General features: G+C 70.8%; 19 protein-coding genes. 5 read left to right on the top strand and 14 right to left on the bottom strand.

Annotation, left to right across the window (positions count from 1 at the left end; all coding sequences use genetic code 11):
* Nucleotides 1-48 precede the first annotated feature (48 nt).
* The 4 genes from ACYBSK_RS02075 to ACYBSK_RS02060 all read right to left on the bottom strand — a co-directional run bounded on the left by ACYBSK_RS02075 (nucleotide 49) and on the right by ACYBSK_RS02060 (nucleotide 4,563).
* Nucleotides 49-1,167 (bottom strand): LLM class flavin-dependent oxidoreductase, encoded by a 1,119-nt coding sequence (locus ACYBSK_RS02075; protein WP_457475093.1) that lies wholly within the window; start codon nucleotides 1,165-1,167, stop codon nucleotides 49-51.
* A gap of 126 nt (nucleotides 1,168-1,293) precedes the next feature.
* The gene (locus ACYBSK_RS02070; RefSeq protein WP_460244966.1) at nucleotides 1,294-2,082 is read right to left on the bottom strand and encodes an SDR family NAD(P)-dependent oxidoreductase; all 789 of its coding nucleotides are present in this window, start codon (nucleotides 2,080-2,082) and stop codon (nucleotides 1,294-1,296) included.
* Nucleotides 2,083-2,120: 38 nt separating this feature from the next.
* On the bottom strand, nucleotides 2,121-3,047 hold the full coding sequence (locus ACYBSK_RS02065; RefSeq protein ID WP_457475091.1) for an LLM class F420-dependent oxidoreductase: 927 nt from the start codon (nucleotides 3,045-3,047) through the stop codon (nucleotides 2,121-2,123).
* Nucleotides 3,048-3,294: 247 nt separating this feature from the next.
* Nucleotides 3,295-4,563, bottom strand: coding sequence for an amidohydrolase family protein (locus ACYBSK_RS02060; RefSeq protein WP_460244965.1), 1,269 nt, complete (start codon nucleotides 4,561-4,563; stop codon nucleotides 3,295-3,297).
* Between the two features lie 229 nt (nucleotides 4,564-4,792).
* Between ACYBSK_RS02060 and ACYBSK_RS02055 the strand changes: the two genes are divergently transcribed.
* On the top strand, nucleotides 4,793-7,786 hold the full coding sequence (locus ACYBSK_RS02055) for an AfsR/SARP family transcriptional regulator (RefSeq protein WP_460244964.1): 2,994 nt from the start codon (nucleotides 4,793-4,795) through the stop codon (nucleotides 7,784-7,786).
* Nucleotides 7,787-8,007: 221 nt separating this feature from the next.
* Entirely contained in the window at nucleotides 8,008-8,187 is a 180-nt protein-coding gene (locus ACYBSK_RS02050; protein WP_457475088.1) for a hypothetical protein, read from the top strand.
* A gap of 93 nt (nucleotides 8,188-8,280) precedes the next feature.
* Here the strand turns inward: ACYBSK_RS02050 and hemB are convergent, their stop codons facing one another.
* The 6 genes from hemB to ACYBSK_RS02020 form a co-directional block, all read right to left on the bottom strand.
* The gene (hemB, locus tag ACYBSK_RS02045; protein WP_460244963.1) at nucleotides 8,281-9,273 is read right to left on the bottom strand and encodes a porphobilinogen synthase; all 993 of its coding nucleotides are present in this window, start codon (nucleotides 9,271-9,273) and stop codon (nucleotides 8,281-8,283) included.
* Between the two features lie 152 nt (nucleotides 9,274-9,425).
* The gene (locus ACYBSK_RS02040) at nucleotides 9,426-11,102 is read right to left on the bottom strand and encodes a bifunctional uroporphyrinogen-III C-methyltransferase/uroporphyrinogen-III synthase (RefSeq protein ID WP_460244962.1); all 1,677 of its coding nucleotides are present in this window, start codon (nucleotides 11,100-11,102) and stop codon (nucleotides 9,426-9,428) included.
* A complete protein-coding gene (gene hemC / locus ACYBSK_RS02035; RefSeq protein WP_457475085.1) occupies nucleotides 11,099-12,061 on the bottom strand; it encodes a hydroxymethylbilane synthase in 963 nt (320 codons plus the stop codon). Before hemC ends, ACYBSK_RS02040 begins: the two co-directional genes overlap by 4 nt.
* On the bottom strand, nucleotides 12,058-13,692 hold the full coding sequence (locus ACYBSK_RS02030; protein ID WP_460244961.1) for a glutamyl-tRNA reductase: 1,635 nt from the start codon (nucleotides 13,690-13,692) through the stop codon (nucleotides 12,058-12,060). The genes hemC and ACYBSK_RS02030 overlap by 4 nt, the downstream gene beginning before the upstream one ends.
* Complete coding sequence (locus tag ACYBSK_RS02025) at nucleotides 13,689-14,489, bottom strand: redox-sensing transcriptional repressor Rex (protein WP_457475083.1); 801 nt, start codon at nucleotides 14,487-14,489, stop codon at nucleotides 13,689-13,691. The genes ACYBSK_RS02030 and ACYBSK_RS02025 overlap by 4 nt, the downstream gene beginning before the upstream one ends.
* A gap of 341 nt (nucleotides 14,490-14,830) precedes the next feature.
* Entirely contained in the window at nucleotides 14,831-15,118 is a 288-nt protein-coding gene (locus tag ACYBSK_RS02020; protein WP_457475082.1) for a glutaredoxin family protein, read from the bottom strand.
* Nucleotides 15,119-15,223: 105 nt separating this feature from the next.
* Between ACYBSK_RS02020 and ACYBSK_RS02015 the strand changes: the two genes are divergently transcribed.
* The 3 genes from ACYBSK_RS02015 (at nucleotide 15,224) to ACYBSK_RS02005 (ending at nucleotide 18,762) form a co-directional block, all read left to right on the top strand.
* Nucleotides 15,224-16,171: an HAD family hydrolase gene (locus tag ACYBSK_RS02015; RefSeq protein WP_457475081.1), complete on the top strand. Its 948-nt coding sequence runs from the start codon at nucleotides 15,224-15,226 to the stop codon at nucleotides 16,169-16,171.
* A 324-nt stretch (nucleotides 16,172-16,495) separates the two neighbouring features.
* A complete protein-coding gene (locus tag ACYBSK_RS02010; RefSeq protein WP_457475080.1) occupies nucleotides 16,496-17,299 on the top strand; it encodes an ECF subfamily RNA polymerase sigma factor, BldN family in 804 nt (267 codons plus the stop codon).
* A gap of 260 nt (nucleotides 17,300-17,559) precedes the next feature.
* Nucleotides 17,560-18,762, top strand: a complete 1,203-nt coding sequence (locus ACYBSK_RS02005; RefSeq protein WP_457475079.1) for a DUF5667 domain-containing protein — start codon at nucleotides 17,560-17,562, stop codon at nucleotides 18,760-18,762.
* 76 nt (nucleotides 18,763-18,838) lie between these two features.
* Here ACYBSK_RS02005 and ACYBSK_RS02000 read toward each other — a convergent pair whose 3' ends face one another.
* The 4 genes from ACYBSK_RS02000 to ACYBSK_RS01985 form a co-directional block, all read right to left on the bottom strand.
* Nucleotides 18,839-19,882 (bottom strand): lysophospholipid acyltransferase family protein, encoded by a 1,044-nt coding sequence (locus tag ACYBSK_RS02000; RefSeq protein ID WP_460244959.1) that lies wholly within the window; start codon nucleotides 19,880-19,882, stop codon nucleotides 18,839-18,841.
* 14 nt (nucleotides 19,883-19,896) lie between these two features.
* Nucleotides 19,897-20,970 carry an NAD-dependent epimerase/dehydratase family protein gene (locus ACYBSK_RS01995; RefSeq protein ID WP_457475077.1) on the bottom strand — a complete coding sequence of 358 codons (1,074 nt, stop codon included), beginning with the start codon at nucleotides 20,968-20,970 and terminating at the stop codon, nucleotides 19,897-19,899.
* Nucleotides 20,971-21,200: 230 nt separating this feature from the next.
* Nucleotides 21,201-21,299, bottom strand: coding sequence for a 30S ribosomal protein bS22 (locus ACYBSK_RS01990; protein ID WP_003948845.1), 99 nt, complete (start codon nucleotides 21,297-21,299; stop codon nucleotides 21,201-21,203).
* A 150-nt stretch (nucleotides 21,300-21,449) separates the two neighbouring features.
* Entirely contained in the window at nucleotides 21,450-21,659 is a 210-nt protein-coding gene (locus tag ACYBSK_RS01985; RefSeq protein ID WP_266711274.1) for a helix-turn-helix domain-containing protein, read from the bottom strand.
* Between the last annotated feature and the right edge of the window lie 115 nt (nucleotides 21,660-21,774).

The raw sequence follows: 21,774 nt of genomic DNA, 5'->3' as shown, positions 1-21,774 counted from the left end.
GACCCCGGCCTCCGTCCGGGAGGGGAAGCCGGGGCCGGTCCAAAGGGACTACGCCGCCGACCTGAACCGCGTAGTCCGATGCACGGGATCCGTATCAATCTTCGGAATGACGTGCTCCCCGATCAGCCGAATCGAATTGAGCGTGTCCTCGTGCGACACCCCGATCGGCAACCCGAACGACAACTGGTCCGCCCCCGCCTGCTCCCACCTCTTGCACTGCCGCAACACCTCGTCCGGATCCCCGCAGATCATCAGCTCCTCCGCGATGAGCAGCTCGATGATCTCCTCGGAGTAGTCCGGAAGCAGCTCCGGCCACTCCGGTATCCCCTCCGGCCGAGGAAACGTGTCGTGGTACCGGAACAGCAGCGACTGCAAGTAGTTCAGCCCACCCCCGACAGCGATCTGCACGGCCTTCTCATGCGTCTCGGCGCAGATGGCGGTGGACGTCACCATGACGTTGTCGTTGACGAAGTCCCCGACGGGCTCGGCGTCCCGGATGGCGGTCTTGTACTGCTCGAGGACCCACTCCATGTCGGAGACCTTCTGCACGCTGAAGCCCAGCACCCCCAGCCCCTTCTTCGCCGCCATGGCGTACGACGGCGGGGACCCGGCCGCGTACCACATGGCGGGGTGGGACTTCCCGTACGGCTTGGGCAGCACCTTGCGGGGCGGCAGCTCCCAGTGCTTGCCCTTGAACCCGACGTACTCGTCCTGGAGCCACATCTTCGGGAACTCGGCGATGGTCTCTTCCCAGATCTCCTTGGTGTGGTTCATGTCGGTGACACCCGGCATGAACCCGAGGATCTCGTGGCTGCCGGCGCCCCGCCCGCTGCCGAACTCGAAGCGCCCCTCGCTGAGATGGTCGAGCATGGCGACCTTCTCTGCGACCTTCACGGGGTGGTTGACGGGCGCGAGCGGATTGAAGATGCCGGATCCCAGATGGATCCGCTCGGTCGCGTGCGCCAGATACCCGAGGAACACGTCGTTCGCGGAAAGGTGCGAGTACTCCTCCAGGAAGTGGTGCTCGGACGCCCAGGCGTACTTGAAGCCGGACTTGTCCGCCTGGATGACGTACTCGGTCTCGTTCATGAGCGCGCGGTGCTCGGCCGTGGGGTCGGTCAGCGCCTTCTTGCCCAAGTATCCCTGTACAAAGAGCCCGAATTCCAAGGAGGTTCACCGTCCTCGTCAGTTTCTGACGCATCGTCAGATTGCTTGGATCGACTGTTCCACCGAGCGGTCCGACCGTCAATACCTGACGCCTCGTCAGCTACCGTCGGCCGAAGCAGGCAGCGGTCAGAGCACACTGACCCCCGCCAGCCACCCTCCGTCCACGACGAACGGCTGCCCGGTGATGTACGCCGAGTCCTCCTCGGCGGTGAGGAAGAGCGCGAGCCGCGCCACCTCCTCCGGCCTCCCGACCCGCCCGAGCGGCACGAGCTTGCGGTACAGCTCGTCGAGGGCCTGCCCGGCCTCCTCGGTACTGGCCCCGGGGTCGAGCTGCGACGGATTGCTCATGGCGGTGTCGATGGCCCCCGGGCACACGGCGTTGACCCGGATCCGCTGCCCGGCCAGCTCCATGGCGGCCACGCGCGTGAGCCCGACGATGGCGTGCTTGGTGGCGGCGTAGGCCCCCACGTACGACATCCCTGTCAGCCCCGTGTACGAGGAGGTGTTGACGATCGAGCCCCCGCCCGCGGCAGCGATCTCGGGCGCGACGGTCTTGATCCCCAGAAAGGCGCCCACCTGGTTGACCTGCACGACCAGCTGGAACTCCTCCAGCGGCGTCGAGACCAGCTCGTTGAACCGCAGGATCCCCGCGTTGTTGACGAGTCCGTCGATCTTCCCGAAGGCGGCCTTCGCGGAGCCGACGGCGGCGACCCAGTCCTCCTCCTTGCTCACGTCGAGATGCACGTAGAGCGCCGTGCCGCTGCCCAGATCCTTGGCGACGGCCTCCCCCTGATCGTCGAGCACGTCGGCGACGACGACTTTCGCCCCCTCGGCGGCGAACAGCCGCGCCTCCTGCTCCCCCTGCCCGCGCGCCGCACCGGTGATGAGGACGACCCGTCCATCGAGCTTGCCCATGCGTCAAACCCCTTACGTAGTCCTGCGGTTGAAGGTGATCAGGTGAGGTGCGGAGCCACGTCGGCGGCGAAAGCCGCCATCTGATCGGTGAGCTCGGTACGGGACCGGCTGCGGAACCGGACCTGGATCTGGTGCACGCCCATCGCGGCGTAGGCGCGCAGCGACTCGGCGATCGCCTCACCGGCGCCGGTGAGGGTGCGCCGCCCGACGCTCCAGGCGGCTTCGCCCACGTAGAGCGGTTCGGTGATGGCGCCGACGGTGACGGGCGCCTGTATCCCGGCCTCGGCGCGCAACCGCCGAAGCTTCTCGATCTGCTGGGGAAGCCGCTCACGCGGGTCGCCCTGCGGCAGCCACCCGTCACCCTTGAGCGCGGCGCGCCGCACGGCGGGGGCGGAGGACCCGCCGACCCAGACCGGCACGCGCGCCTGAGCGGGCCGGGGCCGCTGCCCGAGCCCCTCGAAGGAGAAGAACTCCCCCTTGAACGAGGGAAACTCCTCATTGCCCAGACAAGCCCTCAACGCATCGACGCACTCGTCGAGCACGGCCCCCCGCCGCTCGAAGTCGACCCCGAGCGCCTCGAACTCCTCCCGTACGTGCCCGGCCCCGACACCGAGGACGAGCCGGCCGCCGCTGAGGTGGTCGAGGGTGGCGTACTGCTTGGCGGAGACGAGCGGGTGCCGCAGCCCGACGACGGCGACGTGGCTGAGCAGCCGGACCCGTTCGGTGACGGCGGCGAGGTGGGCGAGCGTGGCGACGGGGTCGTACCAGGTCGTCGACATGGCGTCGGAGAGGCGGCGCGGGATGGCGACGTGGTCGCAGCACGCGATGTAGTCGAAGCCGGTGCGGTCGGCGGTGCGGGCGATCTCGGCGAGATCCTCCGCCCCGGCGGCCGCCTCCCACGGCTCGGCGAAGAGGGTGCTCTGGGACTGAACCGGAAGTTGCATGCCGTATGCGAGTACCACCATGGCCCCCTACGCGTCGCTCACCTGACGCTCCGTCACATCCACGAAATCGCCCCCATCCTCACGCCTGACGCACCGTCAGACAACCCCTCACGCACCCCCACCCACACCCCGGGGCTCCGCCCCGGGGCCCCGCTGCTCAATCGCCGCAGGGGCTTGATCCCGGCCACGCATCAAGCCCCGCCGGCGATTGAGGCGCGGGGTCCGGGGCAGAGCCCCGTGGCGTCCACCACGGCATCCCGCAACAGAACTACGGCCGCCAGCACCCCTCCCCCGAAAGCCCGAGCAGCTCAATCGCATTGCCCCGCACAATCCGCTCCACCACATCCGCCCTCAAATGCCCCATCTGCGCCTCCCCCACCTCCCGCGACTTCGGCCACGTCGAGTCCGAGTGCGGATAATCCGTCTCGTACAGCACGTTCCCGACCCCGATGGAGTCCAGGTTCCGCAAGCCGAACGCGTCGTCGAAGAAGCAGCCGAAGACGTGGTCCGCGAAGTACTCGCTCGGCGGCTTGCGCACCTTGTCGGCGACGCCGCCCCACCCGCGGTTCTCCTCCCACACCACGTCGGCCCGTTCGAGGATGTACGGGATCCACCCGATCTGGCCCTCGGCGTACATGATCCGCAGCTGCGGGAACCGCTCGAACTTCCCGCTCATCAGCCAGTCGACCATCGAGAAGCAGCAGTTGGCGAACGTGATCGTCGACCCCACCGCGGGCGGCGCGTCCGGCGACGTGGACGGCATCCTGCTGCTCGACCCGATGTGCATCGCGATGACCGTCCCGGTCTCCGCGCACGCCGCGAGGAACGGGTCCCAGTCGTCCGTGTGGATGGACGGCAGCCCGAGGTGCGGCGGTATCTCGGAGAACGCGACCGCCCGCACCCCCCGCGCCGCGTTCCGCCGCACCTCCGCCGCCGCCAGCTCCGCGTCCCACAGCGGCACGAGCGTCAGCGGGATCAGCCGGCCCTCGGCCTGCGGCCCGCACCACTCCTCGACCATCCAGTCGTTGTACGCCCGCACCCCGAGCAGCCCCAGCTCACGGTCCTTGGCCTCGGTGAACGTCTGACCGCAAAAGCGCGGGAAGGTGGGGAAGCAGAGCGCGGACTGGACGTGGTTGACGTCCATGTCGGCGAGCCGCGACGGCACGTCGTACGACCCCGGCCGCATCTGCTCGTAGGTGATGACCTCCAGCTTGATCTCGTCCCGGTCGTAGCCGACGGCCGTGTCGAGCCGGGTCAGCGGGCGGTGCAGATCCTCGTAGACCCACCAGTCGCCGATCGGTCCGTCGTCGCCGGGCGCGCCCATGACCGGCGCGAACTTGCCGCCCAGGAAGGTCATTTCCTTCAGCGGGGCGCGCACGATGCGCGGACCGGTGTCGCGGTACTTCTTCGGCAGCCGGTCGGACCAGACGTTCGGCGGCTCCACGGTGTGGTCGTCGACGGAGATGATCCGCGGGAAGTCTGCCGATTTCAGGGGGGATTGGGCGTTCCGGGTGCTTTCTGTCTCCGTGGTCTCCATGTGCTCACGGTAGCGCCGATCTGACGACCCGTCAGCTAGTGAGGATGCAGTGCTTGCCGACACCTCACGCGTGAGGTGTCTGTGATGGGAGCCCTCCATGGCTGACGTATCCGCCAGGAACAAGGCAAACTGACGGCAGTTGTCATTGATGTGCGCGCATACCACGGCGTGCCGGTTGGACAGCACGACAGAATGACGTGTGGCGAAGCGGCGGCAGGGAGCAGGGAAGATGGTCGGTGGACCGCGGGTACCGGAGCAGCGGCGCGCCGCCGTGCCCGACGACGCCTCGGACCCCACCCCGGCCACCGGCGCCGACCTGCGCTTCAGCGTGCTCGGACCGGTCCGCGCGTGGCGCGGCGGAGAGCCTCTCTCCACCGGTTCCCCGCAACAGCGCGCGCTACTCGCCGCACTTCTGCTCCGCCAGGGCCGCACGGCGACGGCGGCCGAACTCATCGACGCCGTATGGGGGGACGACCCCCCGTCCCAGGCGCTGGCCGCGATCCGCACGTACGCCTCCCGGCTGCGCAAGATCCTCGGTCCGGGCGTCCTGGAGACCGAGGCGGGCGGGTACGCGCTGCGGATGGCGCGGCCGGACGCGCTGGACCTCGCCGCCGCCGAGGAGCTGGTCGCGGAGGCCGAGCAGGCGCGCCAGGCCGACGACCTGTGCCAGGCCCGCGCCCTCGTGAACAAGGCGCTGGGCCTCTGGGACGGCGAGCCGCTGGCCCACGTCCCCGGGCCGCACGCCGAGACCGAGCGCGCCCGCCTCGACGAGTGGCGCCTCCAACTGCTCGAAACACGCCTGGACATGGACCTGGAGCAGGGCTGCCACGCGGAGTCGATCTCGGCGCTGACGGCCCTGACGGCGGAGCACCCGCTGCGCGAGCGCCTGCGCGAGCTGCTCATGCTCGCGCTCTACCGCTCGGGCCGCCAGGCCGAGGCCCTCGCCGTGTACGCCGACACCCGCCGCCTCCTCGCCGACGAGCTGGGCGTGGACCCGCGCCCCGGCCTCTCGGAGCTCCAGCAGCGCATCCTCCAGGCCGACCCGACCCTGTCGGAGCCCTCGGCCCAGCCCGCCGAGCCGTCCGCCGCCCCCCGCCGCCCGGCCCAACTCCCGGCTACCGTGCCGGACTTCACGGGCCGCGCCGCCTTCGTGACGGAGCTGAGCGACACACTCGCCGCCGCGTCCTCCGAGTCCGGCAGCGGATCCGTGATGGCGGTGTCGGCGGTGGCCGGCATCGGCGGCGTCGGCAAGACCACCCTCGCCGTGCACGTGGCGCACGCGGCGCGCGCCGCCTTCCCCGACGGCCAGCTCTACGTCGACCTGCAAGGCACCAGTGCGCGCCCGGCCGAACCCGAGACGGTCCTCGGCTCCTTCCTCCGCGCCCTCGGCATCCCCGACTCGGCGGTCCCCGACTCCCTGGAGGAGCGCGCGGCCCTCTTCCGCTCCACCCTCGACGGCCGCCGCGCCCTCGTCCTGCTCGACAACGCGCGGGACGCGGCGCAGGTCAGACCGCTGCTGCCGGGGACGGCGGGGTGCGCGGCGCTGATCACGGGGCGGGTGCGGATGGTCGACCTGGTCGGCGCGCACCTCGTGGACCTCGACGTGATGTCGCCCGACGAGGCGCTCCTGCTCTTCACCCGCATCGTGGGCGAGGAGCGGGTGACGTCGGAACGCGAGGCGGCCCTCGACGTCGTCGCGGCCTGCGGCTTCCTGCCCCTCGCGATCCGGATCGCGGCCTCCCGCCTGGCCGCCCGCCGCACCTGGACGGTCTCGGTGCTGGCCGCCAAGCTGGCGGACGAGCGCCGCCGCCTCGACGAGCTCCAGGCGGGCGACCTGGCCGTCAAGGCCACCTTCGAACTCGGCTACGGGCAGCTGGAGCCGGCCCAGTCCCGGGCCTTCCGCCTCCTCGGCCTCGCCGACGGCCCCGACATCTCCCTCGCCGCGGCCGCCGCCGTCCTCGAACTCGACACGGAGGCGACGGAAGACGTCCTGGAGACGCTGGTCGACACCTCCCTCCTCGAATCCGCCGCCCCCGGCCGCTACCGCTACCACGACCTCGTACGGCTCTACGCGCGTGCCTGCGCGGAGCGGGACGAGGCGGAGAAGGAGCGCGACGAGGCGATGTCGCGGCTCCTGGACTTCTATCTGGCGACGGCGGCGGGCGTGTACGCGATCGAGCGCCCCGGCGAGCGGGTCAGCGACCACTTCTCGCCCACGGCCCGGCCCGGCCTCGTCTTCCGCGACCGGGAGCGGGCCCTGGAGTGGCTGTTCAACGAGTCGGGCTGCCTCCTCGCCTGCGTCCGGCAGTCGGCCGCAGCGGGCCTCCAGACCAGGGCCGCGGACCTGCTGATGGCCTCGGTCGACCTCGGTGAATCGGGCGCCAACTCCCTCCAGTTCACCCAGGCGGCCACCGCCGTGAGCACCGCCGCCGAGAAGAGCGGCGACGCCTGGGCCGAGGGGCGCGCCCGTACGATGCTCTCGCACGTCCACAGCGTGTGCGGACGCTTCCCCGAGGCCGAGGGAGAGGCCAGGCGCGCCATGGAGCTCGGCGCGGCCACGGGCGACCCCGTCGCCTCCGGCCAGGCGCCGAACCAGCGGGGCATCATCGCCCTCTACGAAGGCCGGCACCTCGACGCGGAGGCCCACTTCGGCGTCGCGCTGACGGCGTTCCGCACCGACGGCAACCTGCCGGGCACGGCGAGCGCCCTGTGCAACCTCTCGCGGGTCCACCTCGCCACCGGCCGCACCGACGACGCGATAGCGCTCGCGCGCAAGGGCATCGCCATCTACGAGCAGGACACCTCCCGGCAGGCGCTGCGCCTGGCGAACGGCAAGTACGCGCTCGGGCTCGCGCTCACCGACGCGGGCAAGACCGAGGAGGCGCGCACCGTCCTGCTCGACGCGCTGGACGTCTTCCGCGGCAGCCGGCAGCACCTCTGGCACGGCATGACGCTGTTCCGCCTCGCGGAGGCCCACCTCGCCGAGCACGCACCGGCCAGGGCCGCCTCGCACGCGGAGCACGCCCTCGCGGTGCTGCACGGGATCGGCGGCGAATGGCGGCGGGCCAACGTGCTGACCGTGCTGGGCCGCGCGCTGTCCGCGATCGGGCACACCGACCGGGCCCAGGTGTGCTGGTCGGACGCCCTCGCCGTCTTCGATTCCCTCGGCTCGCCGGAGGCCCAGACGGTGCGCGGACTCCTGTCGCGCAGAGCCCTCGCCTGAGCCCGTTCGGGCGCGGTGTACGCCCGTTCATCGTTCGTTTATCGCGGACCGGCACTCTCATGAGTGCCGGTCCGTCGCGTCGGGGGGCAGACGGCTCGGAAGCCGGCCGTCTCACTAAGGTGAACGGCCTCGCGAAAGCTCGTCCGGCGGCCCACGGGGGAGCCGCCGGACGAGTTCGTCCGACTCGATGCACCACCGAGACTCAAGAGGAGTTGACCGTCATGGCCGACAACACCACGGGGACCGCGAAGCCCGAGGACGCCCACGCCACCGGCGAGGAGCTCACGACCCTGGACGCCCACGCGACCGGCGGCGACCTGAAGCCCACCGACGCCCACGCCACGGACGAGGAGCTGTCCACGCAGGACGCCCACGCCACCGGCGGAGGAACCACCAGCTGACTTTCTTCCTGACGGGGAATCGGCCGCGGCGGACCGGAGGGGGAACCGCCGCGGCCGAGGCTTGCCCGCACCGCGCCCGGCCCCCCGGAGGGCTCAGCCCAGCTTCCGCGCCACCTCGGTGGCCCAGTACGTGAGGATCATGCTGGCGCCGGCCCGCTTGATGCCGAGCAGCGACTCCATGATCGCCGGGTCCCGGTCGATCCAGCCGTTGCGCGCCGCCGCCTCGATCATCGAGTACTCGCCGCTGATCTGGTACGCGGCGACCGGCACGTCGGCCTCGTCGGCCACGCGCGCCAGGATGTCGAGGTACGGACCGGCCGGCTTCACCATCACCATGTCGGCGCCCTCCTCAAGGTCGAGCGCCAGCTCCCGCAGCGACTCCCGGATGTTGGCCGGGTCCTGCTGGTACGTCTTGCGGTCCCCCTGGAGCGAGGAACCGACGGCCTCGCGGAACGGGCCGAAGAACGCCGAGGAGTACTTCACGGTGTAGGCGAGGATCGACACGTCGTCGCGGCCGATCTGGTCCAACGCGTCGCGGATGACGCCGATCTGACCGTCCATCATGCCGCTCGGGCCCACGATGTGCGCGCCCGCGTCGGCCTGCACCTGGGCCATCTCCGCGTACCGCTCCAGCGTCGCGTCGTTGTCCACGCGGCCCTGCTCGTCGAGGACGCCGCAGTGGCCGTGGTCCGTGAACTCGTCCAGGCACAGGTCGGACATGACGAGCAGGTCGTCGCCGACCTCGGCCCGCACGTCCCGCAGCGCGACCTGGAGGATGCCGTCGGGGTCGGTGCCGACCGTGCCCCGGCCGTCCTTCTTCTCCTCCAGCGGCACACCGAACAGCATGATCCCGGAGACGCCCGCCACGGCGGCCTCGGCCGCGGCCTTCTTCAGGGAGTCACGGGTGTGCTGGTACACGCCCGGCATGGCGCCGATCTCCACCGGGGCGTCGATCCCCTCGCGCACGAACGCGGGCAGGATCAGATCGGCCGGATGCAGCCGTGTCTCGGCGACCATGCGCCGCATGGTGGGAGTGGTCCGCAGCCGCCGCGGCCGCGAACCGGGAAAAGAACCGTACCGAGTCACCGAAAATCTCCTCGAACCACGTTCAACACCGCTGGAAGGCGGTCGGCCCCGCCCCCGCCTTGGGCAATCTGCCGCCTGGGGCGGCAGGGTGGGCAAGGCGGCCCCCGGCGCCGCGCGACGACACCGGGGGCCCGCCCCGTAAGACCTGAGACCTACGGCGCCGCGCGCCTGCGCCGCGACCCGGGCCGCCGCTCGCTCGGCCGCGTGACCGGATCCCCGGCCTCGATGGCGGCCAGCCGACGCTTCGCACCGAAGTCGGCCAGCGCCGCCGCCAGCTTCAGCACCGACGGCTCGGGCGCCATCACATCGACCCGCAGCCCGTGCTCCTCGGCCGTCTTGGCCGTGGCCGGACCGATACAGGCGATGACCGTCACGTTGTGCGGCTTCCCGGCGATGCCCACCAGGTTCCGCACGGTGGACGACGACGTGAACAGCACCGCGTCGAAGCCACCACCCTTGATCGCCTCGCGCGTCTCCGCCGGCGGCGGCGACGCCCGCACGGTCCGGTAGGCCGTGACGTCGTCGACCTCCCAGCCCAGCTCGATGAGCCCGGCCACCAGCGTCTCGGTCGCGATGTCGGCACGCGGCAGGAAGACACGGTCGATCGGGTCGAAGACCGGGTCGTACGGCGGCCAGTCCTCAAGGAGACCGGCGGCGCTCTGCTCACCGCTCGGCACCAGATCCGGCTTCACGCCGAAGGCGATCAGCGCCTGGGCCGTCTGCTCGCCGACCGCCGCGACCTTGATCCCGGCGAACGCACGCGCGTCGAGCCCGTACTCCTCGAACTTCTCGCGGACGGCCTTGACCGCGTTCACGGAGGTGAAGGCGATCCACTCGTAGCGGCCCGTCACCAGGCCCTTGACCGCGCGCTCCATCTGCTGCGGCGTGCGCGGCGGCTCGACCGCGATGGTCGGGACCTCGTGCGGCACGGCGCCGTAGGAACGAAGCTGGTCGGAGAGCGAGGCCGCCTGCTCCTTCGTCCTGGGCACGAGCACCCGCCAGCCGAACAGCGGCTTCGACTCGAACCAGGACAGCTGGTCGCGCTGGGCGGCGGCGCTGCGCTCACCGACCACGGCTATGACCGGCCGGTTGCCCTCGGGCGACGGCAGCACCTTCGCCTGCTTCAGGGTCTGCGCGATCGTGCCGAGCGTCGCCGTCCACGTCTTCTGCCGCGTCGTCGTACCGGCGACCGTCACCGACAGCGGGGTGTCGGGCTTGCGGCCCGCCGCCACCAGCTCACCGGCCGCGGCGCCCACCGAGTCGAGCGTCGTCGACACGACGACCGTGCCGTCGGACGCGCCGACCTCGGCCCAGCAGCGCTCGGAGGCGGTCGCCGCGTCCACGAAGCGGACATCGGCGCCCTGCTGGTCACGGAGCGGCACACCGGCGTACGCGGGCACGCCCACGGCCGCCGCGATCCCGGGCACGACCTCGAAGGTGATCCCCTCGGAGGCGCAGGCCAGCATCTCCTCGGCCGCGTACGTGTCGAGACCGGGGTCCCCGGTGACCGCACGCACGACCCGCTTGCCGCCCCTCGCGGCCTCCATGACAAGATTGGCCCAGTCCCTCAGAGCCGGGACAGCGACGGCAGTTGACGAGCCGTCAGGCGTCGCCTGCTCCGGGGCGCCCGTGGCGTCGAGGACGGTCACGCCCGCCTTGGCGTGCGTCCGTACGACGTCGAGCACTTCGGGCTCGGCGATCAGCACATCCGCTCGGGTCAGGGCCTCCACGGCCCTGAGGGTCAGCAGTCCTGGATCACCGGGACCCGCACCCAGGAAGGTGACGTGCCCAGGTGCCCAGGCGGTCGATACAGCGGTGGTGGGGCTCATCGTGCTCGCTCCCCCATCAGACCGGCCGCGCCCTTGGCCAGCATCTCGGCGGCGAGTTCCCGCCCGAGTGCCAGCGCCTCGTCGGTGGACGAGGGCACGGGACCGGTGGTGGACAGCTGCACCAGTTCGGAGCCGTCGGTCGAGCCGACGACGCCGCGCAGGCGCATTTCCTTGACAATCTGCCCGTCGGCCAGCAGGTCGGCCAGCGCACCCACAGGTGCGCTGCAGCCGGCCTCCAGGGCGGCGAGCAGGGACCGCTCGGCGGTCACGGCGGCCCGTGTGAACGGGTCGTCCAACTCGGCGAGCGCGGCCACGAGCGCGCCGTTGTCTGCGGCGCATTCGACAGCCAGTGCCCCCTGGCCGGGGGCGGGCAGAATCATGTCGGTCGGGAGGAACTCGGTGACTTCCTCGCTGCGACCGATGCGGCTGAGGCCGGCGGCCGCGAGGACCACCGCGTCCAGCTCGCCCTTCTCGACGAAACCGATCCGGGTGTCGATGTTCCCACGGATCGGCACCGTCTCGATCCGGATGCCGTGGCTGCGCGCGTACGCGTTCAGCTGAGCCATGCGGCGCGGCGAACCGGTACCGACGCGGGCACCCGCCGGGAGATCGGTGAACTTCAGGCCGTCCCGCGCGATCAGCGCGTCCCGCGGGTCCTCGCGCACCGGTACGGCGGCCAGGGCCAGCTCCTCGGGCTGCGCGGTCGGCAGGTCCTTGAGGGAGTGCACCGCGAAGTCGACCTCGCCCTTGGCGAGCGCGTCGCGCAGCGCGGTGACGAAGACACCGGTGCCGCCGATCTGCGCCAGGTGCTCACGGGAGACGTCCCCGTACGTGGTGATCTCCACCAGCTCGACCTCGCGGCCGGTCAACTGGCGGACGGCTTCGGCCACGTGCCCGGACTGGGCCATGGCCAGCTTGCTGCGCCTGGTGCCCAGCCTCAGGGCTTTCTCGGCGGTCATGCCGGGCCTCGATTCTTGCCTTCGTGGGGGGTGGCCCGGGAGACGGCGGCCACCGTCTCCTGGTCCAGGTCGAACAGGGTCCGCAGAGCGTCCGCGTACCCGGCGCCGCCGGGTTCGGCGGCCAGCTGCTTGACCCGTACGGTCGGCGCGTGCAGCAGCTTGTCCACCACGCGCCGGACGGTCTGGGTGATCTCCGCGCGCTGCTTCTCGTCGAGGCCGGGGAGCCGTCCGTCGAGCCGGGCGATCTCGCTGGCCACCACGTCCGCGGCCATCGTGCGCAGCGCGACGACGGTCGGCGTGATGTGCGCGGCCCGCTGCGCGGCGCCGAACGCGGCGACCTCGTCGGCCACGATCGTCCGCACCAGGTCGACGTCGGCGGCCATCGGCGCGTCGGCGGAGGCGTCGGCGAGGGACTCGATGTCGACGAGGCGGACCCCGTCGATGCGGTGCGCGGCCGCGTCGACGTCACGCGGCATCGCCAGGTCGAGCAGGGCCAGCGCCACCTGCCGTACGGGCTCGGGGGCGCGCTCGCGGCGCATCTCCGGCACCCGGCCGGCGACGGCGAGCGCGGCGATGGTCTCGGCCTCGGAGGCCTGGACCGGGCGGACCTGCTCGCCGGGCGCGTTGTCGACCCAGGCGCCGTGCTGTTCCAGGGCGGCGGCGTCGAACCCGGCGACCGCGGCCTCGCCCTCGACGGAGAAGCCGCCGCGCACCGTCTCGACGACCGGGCCGCTCTCCCCCGCGGTCCTGCCGGGGGCGGACGCCGGAGTGCCGGGCACCTCGGCGCCCGCGGTCGGCGTGCGACCGGCGACGGCGGAGCGGATGGCCTCGGCGGTGAGAACGAGACCGGTGGCGCCGGTGCAGGAGATGGCGACGTCGGCACGTGTCAGTTCGTCGGCCACCGCGTCCATGGCGACGGCACGGGCGGCCGTACCGGCCTCTCCCAAGATCTCCACCAGCCGGTCGGCGCGCTCCAACGTCCGGTTCGCGACGACGACTTCGGCGACCCCGGCGCGCGCGAGCGTGGCCGCGGCGAGCGAGGACATGGAACCGGCGCCGATGACCAGCGCCCGCTTCCCGGCCGCCCACGCGTCCACCGGCTGCCCGGCGGCGAGCTGTTCGAGGCCGAAGGTGACGAGCGACTGCCCGGCCCGGTCGATCCCGGTCTCCGAGTGGGCGCGCTTGCCGACCCGCAGCGCCTGCTGGAACAGGTCGTTGAGGAGCTTGCCCGCGGAGTGCAGCTCCTGGGCGCGCGCGAGGGTGTCCTTGATCTGGCCGAGGATCTGGCCCTCGCCGACCACCATCGAGTCGAGCCCGCACGCCACCGAGAACAGGTGGTGAACCGCCCGGTCCTCGTAGTGCACATAGAGATAAGGAGTGAGCTCCTCGAGACCCACACCGCTGTGCTGGGCGAGCAGCGTCGACAGCTCGGCGACACCGGCGTGGAACTTGTCCACGTCCGCGTACAGCTCGATGCGGTTGCAGGTGGCGAGGACGGCGGCCTCGGCGGCCGGCTCGGCGGCGAGCGTGTCCTGGAGCAGCTTGGCCTGGGTGTCCGCGTTCAGCGCGGCGCGCTCCAGCACGCTGACGGGGGCGCTGCGGTGGCTCAGACCCACGACGAGGAGGCTCATGCCGGCATCACGGCGGGAACGTCCCCGTCGGGTCCCTTGCGGTCGGCCTTGGCGCCGTCCACGGAGGCGGGCTTGGTGACCTTGGCGGCCGGGCCCTCGACGCCCACGGCGCCCTCCGCCGCGTCGACCGGGTTCTCGCCGGCCTTGCGCTGCTCGTGGAAAGCGAGGATCTGGAGCTCGATCGAGAGGTCGACCTTGCGCACGTCGACACCGTCCGGCACGGACAGCACGGTCGGCGCGAAGTTCAGGATGGAGGTGACACCGGCGGCGACGAGCCGGTCGCAGACCTGCTGCGCGGCACCGGCCGGGGTCGCGATGACGCCGATGGAGACGCCGTTGTCGTCGATGATCTTCTCGAGGTCGTCAGCGTGCTGCACGGCCATGCCCGCGACGGACTTGCCGGTCATCGCCGGGTCGGCGTCGATCAGCGCCGCGACCCGGAAGCCGCGCGAGGCGAACCCGCCGTAATTGGCCAGCGCCGCACCGAGGTTACCGATACCGACCATCACGATCGGCCAGTCCTGGGTCAGGCCCAGCTCGCGTGAGATCTGGTAGACGAGGTACTCGACGTCGTAGCCCACGCCACGGGTCCCGTACGAACCGAGGTACGAGAAGTCCTTGCGCAGCTTCGCGGAGTTGACGCCCGCCGCGGCCGCGAGCTCCTCGGAGGAGACCGTGGGCACCGAGCGCTCCGACAGTGCGGTGAGGGCTCGGAGGTACAGCGGAAGCCTGGCGACGGTGGCCTCGGGAATCCCTCGGCTGCGGGTCGCCGGTCGGTGAGTTCGGCCAGTTGCCACGGTGCTCCTGCGGGTAGAGCGGGGCTGTGGGCGGCACCCTGCTACTCGACCGCCCCGTCGAATGCAGGCTATGTCTTTGTGAACGCGTGCACAAAGATGGTGTCCGATTTGCCCGGCCAACGTGACCGGGCTCACGCGCACCCCGCGCGCATTATTGGAACCGGCGCGCAGGCAGCTTCGTTGCTCACCTGTGGGGGCCAAAACGGCACACACTCCTCAACGTTGCCAAGATCTACGCCCCCGAGACCAAAACCGCCCTCGATCCTAAGCGACTTTTGGGATCAGTTGGACTCCTCGGTCAGTGACGTGTGCGACCGCTTCGAGGATGCGTACGCACCGCGTCACCGCGTGAGCGCACGCCGCAACCGTTCCTCCTGAACGCGCCAGAAGTCGTGCTGCGCCCCGTCGACCAGAACGACCGGGATCTGCTCCCAGTACTTGCGGTACAACTCCGCGTCCTCGTTGATGTCCTTCTTCTCCCAGGCAGCACCGACCTCGGCGCACACCTTCTCGATCACCGCCTGGGCGTCGTCGCACAAATGGCAGCCCGGCTTACCGATCAGCGTGACGACCCGCTCACTCGGATCCTTCTTCTCGCGCGCACGAAAAATGGGACTCATACCGGCCATTCTCGCTCCGCGCGCGACCGTTCGGACGCCGAGAATTCACACGCGGTCAGACTCCCGAAACCCGCTCGACTCCGGTGCCCCGAACAAAATGGCTATGCTCACGACATGGCCGCTCTCGGATGGCTCACACCCCGTAGGCGCTCCGCCACCGCGCGGAGCGTGCTCGCAGGCGAGGCTTCGGCCGAGGCCGCCCGCAAGTCCTCCCAGGAGCTGGAGAGGCTGGAGGACCGGGCACCGCTGGCGGACGAGGACACCCGGGAACCGGAATTCCCGGTCGCGGGCGACGACAAGGCCGCCGCCTTCTTCGACCTGGACAACACGGTGATGCAGGGCGCGGCGATCTTCCACTTCGGCCGCGGCCTCTACAAGCGGAAGTTCTTCGAGCGCCGCGAGCTGACCCGGTTCGCCTGGCAGCAGGCCTGGTTCCGGCTCGCCGGCGTCGAGGACCCCGAGCACATGCAGGACGCCCGCGACAGCGCGCTGTCCATCGTGAAGGGCCACCGCGTCTCCGAGCTGATGTCCATCGGCGAGGAGATCTACGACGAGTACATGGCGGAGCGGATCTGGCCCGGCACCCGCGCCCTCGCCCAGGCCCACCTGGACGCGGGCCAGAAGGTCTGGCTGGTCACGGCCGCGCCCGTGGAGATCGCCACGGTCATCGCCCGCCGCCTCGGCCTGACCGGCGCGCTCGGCACGGTCGCGGAGTCCATCGGCGGCGTCTACACCGGCCGCCTCGTCGGTGAACCGCTGCACGGCCCCGCGAAGGCCGAGGCGGTCCGGGCCCTGGCCTCCGCCGAGGGCCTCGAACTGGGCCGCTGCGCCGCGTACAGCGACTCGCACAACGACATCCCGATGCTCTCCCTCGTCGGGCACCCGTACGCGATCAACCCGGACACGAAGCTGCGCAAGTACGCGCGCGAGCGGGACTGGCGACTGCGGGACTACCGCACGGGCCGCAAGGCGGCGAAGGTCGGCCTGCCCGCCGCGGCCGGCGTCGGCGCGGTCGCGGGCGGCACGGCCGCGGCGATCGCCCTGCACCGCCGCCGTCGCTGACGGTCACCCGCCCCTGCGCGACGACATTCCGAACGTCTTACCCGGGCCCGGCCGCGGCCAGTCCCGTTGGTACCACTCGGCCACAACATGTCACCGCCAGACACGGATTGTGAACGTAATCGATCAACAAACGGTCACTCTCTGGTGCTCAAACCGCCCCCGAGTGATTACAGAAGTGACGTAATCGATGATTTGAGCAACTGGGTGTAGTGCTCCCTGCACGAAGCGTTATTCTCCTCAGACGCAAACCGGTACCCACGCGTCAGCACGACGGGTGAACGGTCCCGTACTGCACGTGATGGAAGCTCTGCCTCTGGGAGTCCCGTGTACCCACACGTCGGGGTTGACGCCTCGGGCCTGGCTACGCTGCACGCTACGGTCGTGGACCGCCTGCGCGGTTTCGTCCCCACCGCGTACGCCGTCCCCGCCCTTGCCGCCGCGGCGGCGGCCGCGCCCGCCCCTGCCTCACCCTGCTACGCCATGGCCGAATCGACGGCCGCCACCGTTGGCAGACGCGCGCGCTCCGGCTCCGCCGGCGCCTCGGGCACGTCCACGGCCCGCAGGCCCGCCGCCGACAGCGACAGCGCCCGCATGATGGACCTGGTCGAGCGCGCCCAGGACGGCGAGGCCGACGCGTTCGGCCGCCTCTACGACCAGTACAGCGACACGGTGTACCGCTACATCTACTACCGCGTCGGCGGAAAGGCGACGGCGGAGGACCTCACCAGCGAGACCTTCCTGCGCGCCCTGCGCCGCATCGGGACGTTCACCTGGCAGGGCCGCGACTTCGGCGCCTGGCTGGTCACGATCGCGCGCAACCTGGTCGCCGACCACTTCAAGTCGAGCCGCTTCCGTCTCGAAGTGACCACCGGCGAAATGCTGGACGCGAACGAGGTGGAGCGTTCTCCCGAGGACTCGGTCCTGGAGTCGCTCTCCAACGCGGCCCTGCTCGACGCGGTGCGCCGTCTCAACCCGCAACAGCAGGAGTGCGTCACGCTCCGCTTCCTCCAGGGCCTGTCCGTCGCCGAGACCGCTCGCGCGATGGGCAAGAACGAGGGAGCGATCAAGACCCTCCAGTACCGGGCGGTGCGCACGCTGGCGCGGCTTCTGCCGGACGACGCCCGCTGACCCGACCCGTCGTTTCTTCACCCCTGGGGCCGTTACGGATCGCAGTCTTCAACTCACCTACGGTGAAAGCGAGATGGGATCACGTTCGGATCATCTTTCGCGCGTAACCCAAGTGCCGAGCCGCTCGTTGTGCGGGATGCAGGCTCCCTGTGGTCACTCCCGACCGGCACACACTCACTCGTTGGTGTGTATCTGGACCGGGGGTGCAACCCCAGGACCCCCTGGGGAGTCGACCGTCATGATGAGAGGAGGTGCCGCCAGTGATCGCGAACGTCTCGGCACACCGGCGGGCGAACGCCTTCGCCCAGGCCCTGGAGGACCAGTCCGACCAGGACCCGGCGGCGCAGCAACCGGAACAAGACCCGGCGGCCAAAGAAGGCGCGCTGCTGGCCCTGTCCTCCGCCCTCGGCGAGCTGCCGAAGCCGGAGCTCGACCCCGAGGTGAAGGTGACGCAGCGGGCTCAGCTCGTCGCCGCCATGGAAGCCATGGTCCAAGAGGGCGGCGCGGGCGCCTCCGTTCCGAAGCAGCGTCAGGGCAAAGGTGCGCACCGGGCCAGTCCCCTGCGGAAGCTGCGGCCCCGCTCCCGCCTGACCAAGGGCATCGCCGCGGGCGGGCTCACGGTGGGCGTGGCCGCGGGCGCGTTCAGCGGCGTCGCCGCCGCGTCGTCCAACGCGCTGCCGGGTGACCACCTCTACGGCCTCAAGCGCGGCATGGAAGACCTCAAGCTGGGCATGGCCAACAGCGACTCGGACAAGGGGCGCGCCTATCTCGACCAGGCGTCGACCCGGCTGAGCGAGGCGCGGCGGCTCATGGAGCGCGGCCGCGCGGGACAGCTCGACCACGAGTCGGTGGGCGAGGTCCGGCGCGCGCTCTCCGGCGTGCAGTACGACGCCTCCGAGGGCCACCGGCTGCTCAGCGACGCGTACAAGCGGGACGGCGCCCTCGGCCCGATCCAGGCCCTGTCCGCGTTCTCCGACTCGCACCGGCAGGCCTGGAGCAGTCTCAGCGACCGCCTCCCGGTCCAGCTCGGCGACGTGCGGGACCAGGTCAGCTCGGTCTTCGACGCCATAGACGAAGAAGTCGGCCCGCTGCGCTCCCTGCTGCCGAAGACCCCGGACAAGGGCGACGCGACGAGCCCGGACCGCCAGGACGGTACGACGCCGGGCACCCCGAGCTCCGGCGGCTCCACCCCGTCCGGCTCCGCAGGCAGCGACGACGCGACGTCGACGAAGCCGAAGCCGTCCACGTCCGACAGCGGCAAGGACGAGGAGGGCCTGCTCGGCGAGTCCACGGGCGGCCTGCTCGACCCGCCCAAGGACAAGACGACGCCGACCCCCTCGGAGGGCGGCGCCACCGGCTCCGACAGCGGCGGCACGGACTCCCCGGACCCCGACGTCACGGTGCCACCCCTCCTCCCCGGCCTCCTCCCGGGCCTGGGCATCGAGGGCGAGGACGCGCAGTAACACGTAGGGCCCGAGACACACCTCGGGCCCTACGCCGTTCTCCAGCTCAGAAGAACACCGCTCAGAGAAACACCACTCAGAAGAACACCGACCGCCGCTGCACCAGCAACTTATAGAGCGTGTGCTGGATCTGTTCGCGGACCTGGTCCGTCAGGTTGAACATCAGCATCGGGTCCTCCGCCGCCTCCGGCGGATAGCCGTCCGTCGGGATCGGCTCGCCGAACTGGATGGTCCACTTCGTCGGCAGCGGCACCGCCCCCAGCGGCCCCAGCCACGGGAACGTCGGCGTGATCGGGAAGTACGGGAAGCCCAGCACCCGCGCCAACGTCTTCGCGTTGCCCACCATCGGGTAGATCTCCTCCGCCCCGACGATCGAGCACGGCACGATCGGCGTCCCGGCCCGCAGCGCGGTCGACACGAAGCCGCCCCGCCCGAACCGCTGCAACTTGTACCGCTCGCTGAACGGCTTGCCGATGCCCTTGAAGCCCTCCGGCATCACACCGACCAGCTCACCGCTCTCCAGCAGCCGCTGCGCGTCCTCCGCGCAGGCCAGCGTGTGCCCGGCCTTGCGCGCCAGTTCGTTGACCACCGGCAGCATGAACACCAAGTCGGCCGCCAGGAGCCGCAGATGCCGGCCCGCCGGATGGTTGTCGTGCACGGCGACCTGCATCATCAGGCCGTCCAGCGGCAGCGTCCCCGAATGGTTGGAGACGATCAGCGCCCCGCCCTCCGACGGGATGTTCTCGACGCCCTTCACCTCGACCCGGAAGTACTTCTCCGCGATCGGCCGCAGCAGCGACATCAGGACCTGGTCGGTGAGCTCCGCGTCGTAGCCGAACTCGTCGACCTCGTAGTCCCCGGTGAGCCGCCGCCGCAGAAACGCGAGCCCGCCCGCGATCTTCCGCTCCCAGCCGCCACCCTGCTCCGGCCCGTCCGACGCCTCCTCCGGCTCGGGCCCCGCCGCCTCCTCGGGCTCCGGCGTCTGCAACGCCCGTACGGCCACAGGCTCGCCCTTGCGTCGCGCGCCACCGACCAAACCCCGGCCGCGGCGCGCGGCGCCCTTCCCCGTCGCCCCTCGCGACCTGTCGTCGTCGAACGGAATGACCTTGGCGTCCGCCATCGTTGATGCGCTCCTCAGTTGGCGCTCTGCGTCGGGGGGTGGCTGGGCGTGCGGGTGCCGCCCAGGAAGGGCAGCGCGGCGATCCGGTCCACGGCCCCCGAAAGGGCCTGCGGCGGCAGCAGTCCGGGCCCGCGGCCGCGTACGAACTCCGCGAAGGCCTCCGCGGTCGAGTACTTGGGCCGGAAACCCAGCGTGTCGCGCATCTGGGCCGTCGACACCACCCGCCCGTGCGTGAGCAGCCGGATCTGCTCGGGCGAGAAGTCCGTCGCGCCCAGCGTACGCAGCGCGCTGCCCACCCAGGTCACGGCGGGAAGCATCACGGGGACGGTCGGCCGGCCGAGCCGCCGCGAGCACTGCGAGAGCAGCAGTACCCCGTCACCGGCGACATTGAACGTGCCGCTGTTCAGCGTTCCCCGCGCCGGCTCGTGCGAGGCGATCCGCAGCACCTCGATCACGTCGTCCTCGTGCAGGAACTGGAGCCGCGGGTCGTAGCCGAACACGGTCGGCAGCACCGGCAGCGAGAAGTACTCGGCGAGCGGCGAATCGGCCGTCGGCCCCAGGATGTTGGCGAAGCGCAGCACACACACCGCGACGTCCGGGCGGCGCCGGGCGAACCCGCGCACATACCCCTCGACCTCGACGGTGTCCTTGGCGAAGCCACCGCTCGGCAGCGACTTCGGCGGCGTCGTCTCGGTGAACACGGCGGGGTCGCGCGGCGCGGACCCGTACACGTTCGTACTGGACTTCACCACGAGCCGCTTGACGTTCGGCGCCTTCTGGCACGCGCCGAGGAGCTGCATCGTGCCGATGACGTTGGTCTCCTTGACCCCTCCGCGGCCACCACTGGCCAGCGGGGTCCCGGTCACGTCCATGTGCACGACGGTGTCCACGGCGTACTCCGCGAGCACCCGCGCGATCGTCGGTTGTCGGATGTCGGCCTGGAGGAAATCCGCCCCGCCCAGATGGTGCGCGGGCGGCACCGCGTCCACCCCGATGACCCGGTCCACCTCGGGGTCCCGCTGGATCCTGCGTACGAACCGGCCCCCGAGCTGCCGGGCCACCCCGGTCACGAGCACGACCTTGCCCAAGATCAGCGCCTACCTTCCGTCCCAGCCCCGCCGCGCTCCGCAATCACTGCCTGCGGGCCACGTTAGCGGTTCGATGTTGCGCTGTGATGACTGCTTGATGCAGGAAGTGACGACAGCCACACGACCAGGTAACGGGCCGTTTCGCGCTAAACATATGACTGTTCAACGCATTGTGGCCCTCCCACCGTTCGGTGAGAGGGCCACAAGGTGCGCTTTTCAGCAGCTGTCGCTTACTTCTTGTTACGACGCTGCACGCGCGTGCGCTTCAGCAGCTTGCGGTGCTTCTTCTTCGCCATCCGCTTACGCCGCTTCTTAATGACAGAGCCCACGACTACCCTCGCTCACTTCTCGGACAACCCCCGCTTCGCGGGGACAATCACTCGGTGCGGGGCTGCATTGGGGCCCACACGACCTACGAGGGGCTAGCCTACCCCGCCCCGAGCGCCGAGCAGAAATCGAGGTCCGCAGGATCCTGTGGATCAGCCGGCGTCCACCCCCACATAGGAGTCGCGCAGGTACTCGTGAACCGCGTTCTCCGGGACTCGGAAGGACCTCCCCACCCGGATCGCGGGCAGATGACCGCTGTGCACCAGGCGGTACACGGTCATCTTCGATACGCGCATCACCGCGGCGACCTCCGCCACGGTCAGGAACGCCACCTCGGATAGAGGCCTCTGGTCAGCAGCCATGACACACCTGAACCTTCCGCACTCGACGGCCACCGGCTTCCCCTTCCGGTGACTCAACGTCGTTGCGTGCTCACTCCCCAATGTAGAGGCGGGTGATGCGAGTGGGGAAGAGGAG

Source organism: Streptomyces sp. BYX5S, assembly GCF_054724165.1.
Note: the sequence above shows the minus strand (reverse complement) of the source record. Positions and strands in the feature narration are given on the sequence as shown.

Excerpts from the sequence above, each read along its gene's own strand:
- ACYBSK_RS02070 (WP_460244966.1), bottom strand. The coding sequence starts at position 2,082 with ATGGGCAAGCTCGATGGACGGGTCGTCCTCATCACCGGTGCGGCGCGC.
- ACYBSK_RS02065 (WP_457475091.1), bottom strand. The coding sequence starts at position 3,047 with ATGGTGGTACTCGCATACGGCATGCAACTTCCGGTTCAGTCCCAGAGC.
- ACYBSK_RS02060 (WP_460244965.1), bottom strand. The coding sequence starts at position 4,563 with ATGGAGACCACGGAGACAGAAAGCACCCGGAACGCCCAATCCCCCCTG.
- ACYBSK_RS02055 (WP_460244964.1), top strand. The coding sequence starts at position 4,793 with ATGGTCGGTGGACCGCGGGTACCGGAGCAGCGGCGCGCCGCCGTGCCC.
- ACYBSK_RS02050 (WP_457475088.1), top strand. The coding sequence starts at position 8,008 with ATGGCCGACAACACCACGGGGACCGCGAAGCCCGAGGACGCCCACGCC.
- ACYBSK_RS02040 (WP_460244962.1), bottom strand. The coding sequence starts at position 11,102 with ATGAGCCCCACCACCGCTGTATCGACCGCCTGGGCACCTGGGCACGTC.
- hemC (WP_457475085.1), bottom strand. The coding sequence starts at position 12,061 with ATGACCGCCGAGAAAGCCCTGAGGCTGGGCACCAGGCGCAGCAAGCTG.
- ACYBSK_RS02030 (WP_460244961.1), bottom strand. The coding sequence starts at position 13,692 with ATGAGCCTCCTCGTCGTGGGTCTGAGCCACCGCAGCGCCCCCGTCAGC.
- ACYBSK_RS02020 (WP_457475082.1), bottom strand. The coding sequence starts at position 15,118 with ATGGCCGGTATGAGTCCCATTTTTCGTGCGCGCGAGAAGAAGGATCCG.
- ACYBSK_RS02015 (WP_457475081.1), top strand. The coding sequence starts at position 15,224 with ATGGCCGCTCTCGGATGGCTCACACCCCGTAGGCGCTCCGCCACCGCG.
- ACYBSK_RS02000 (WP_460244959.1), bottom strand. The coding sequence starts at position 19,882 with ATGGCGGACGCCAAGGTCATTCCGTTCGACGACGACAGGTCGCGAGGG.
- ACYBSK_RS01985 (WP_266711274.1), bottom strand. The coding sequence starts at position 21,659 with ATGGCTGCTGACCAGAGGCCTCTATCCGAGGTGGCGTTCCTGACCGTG.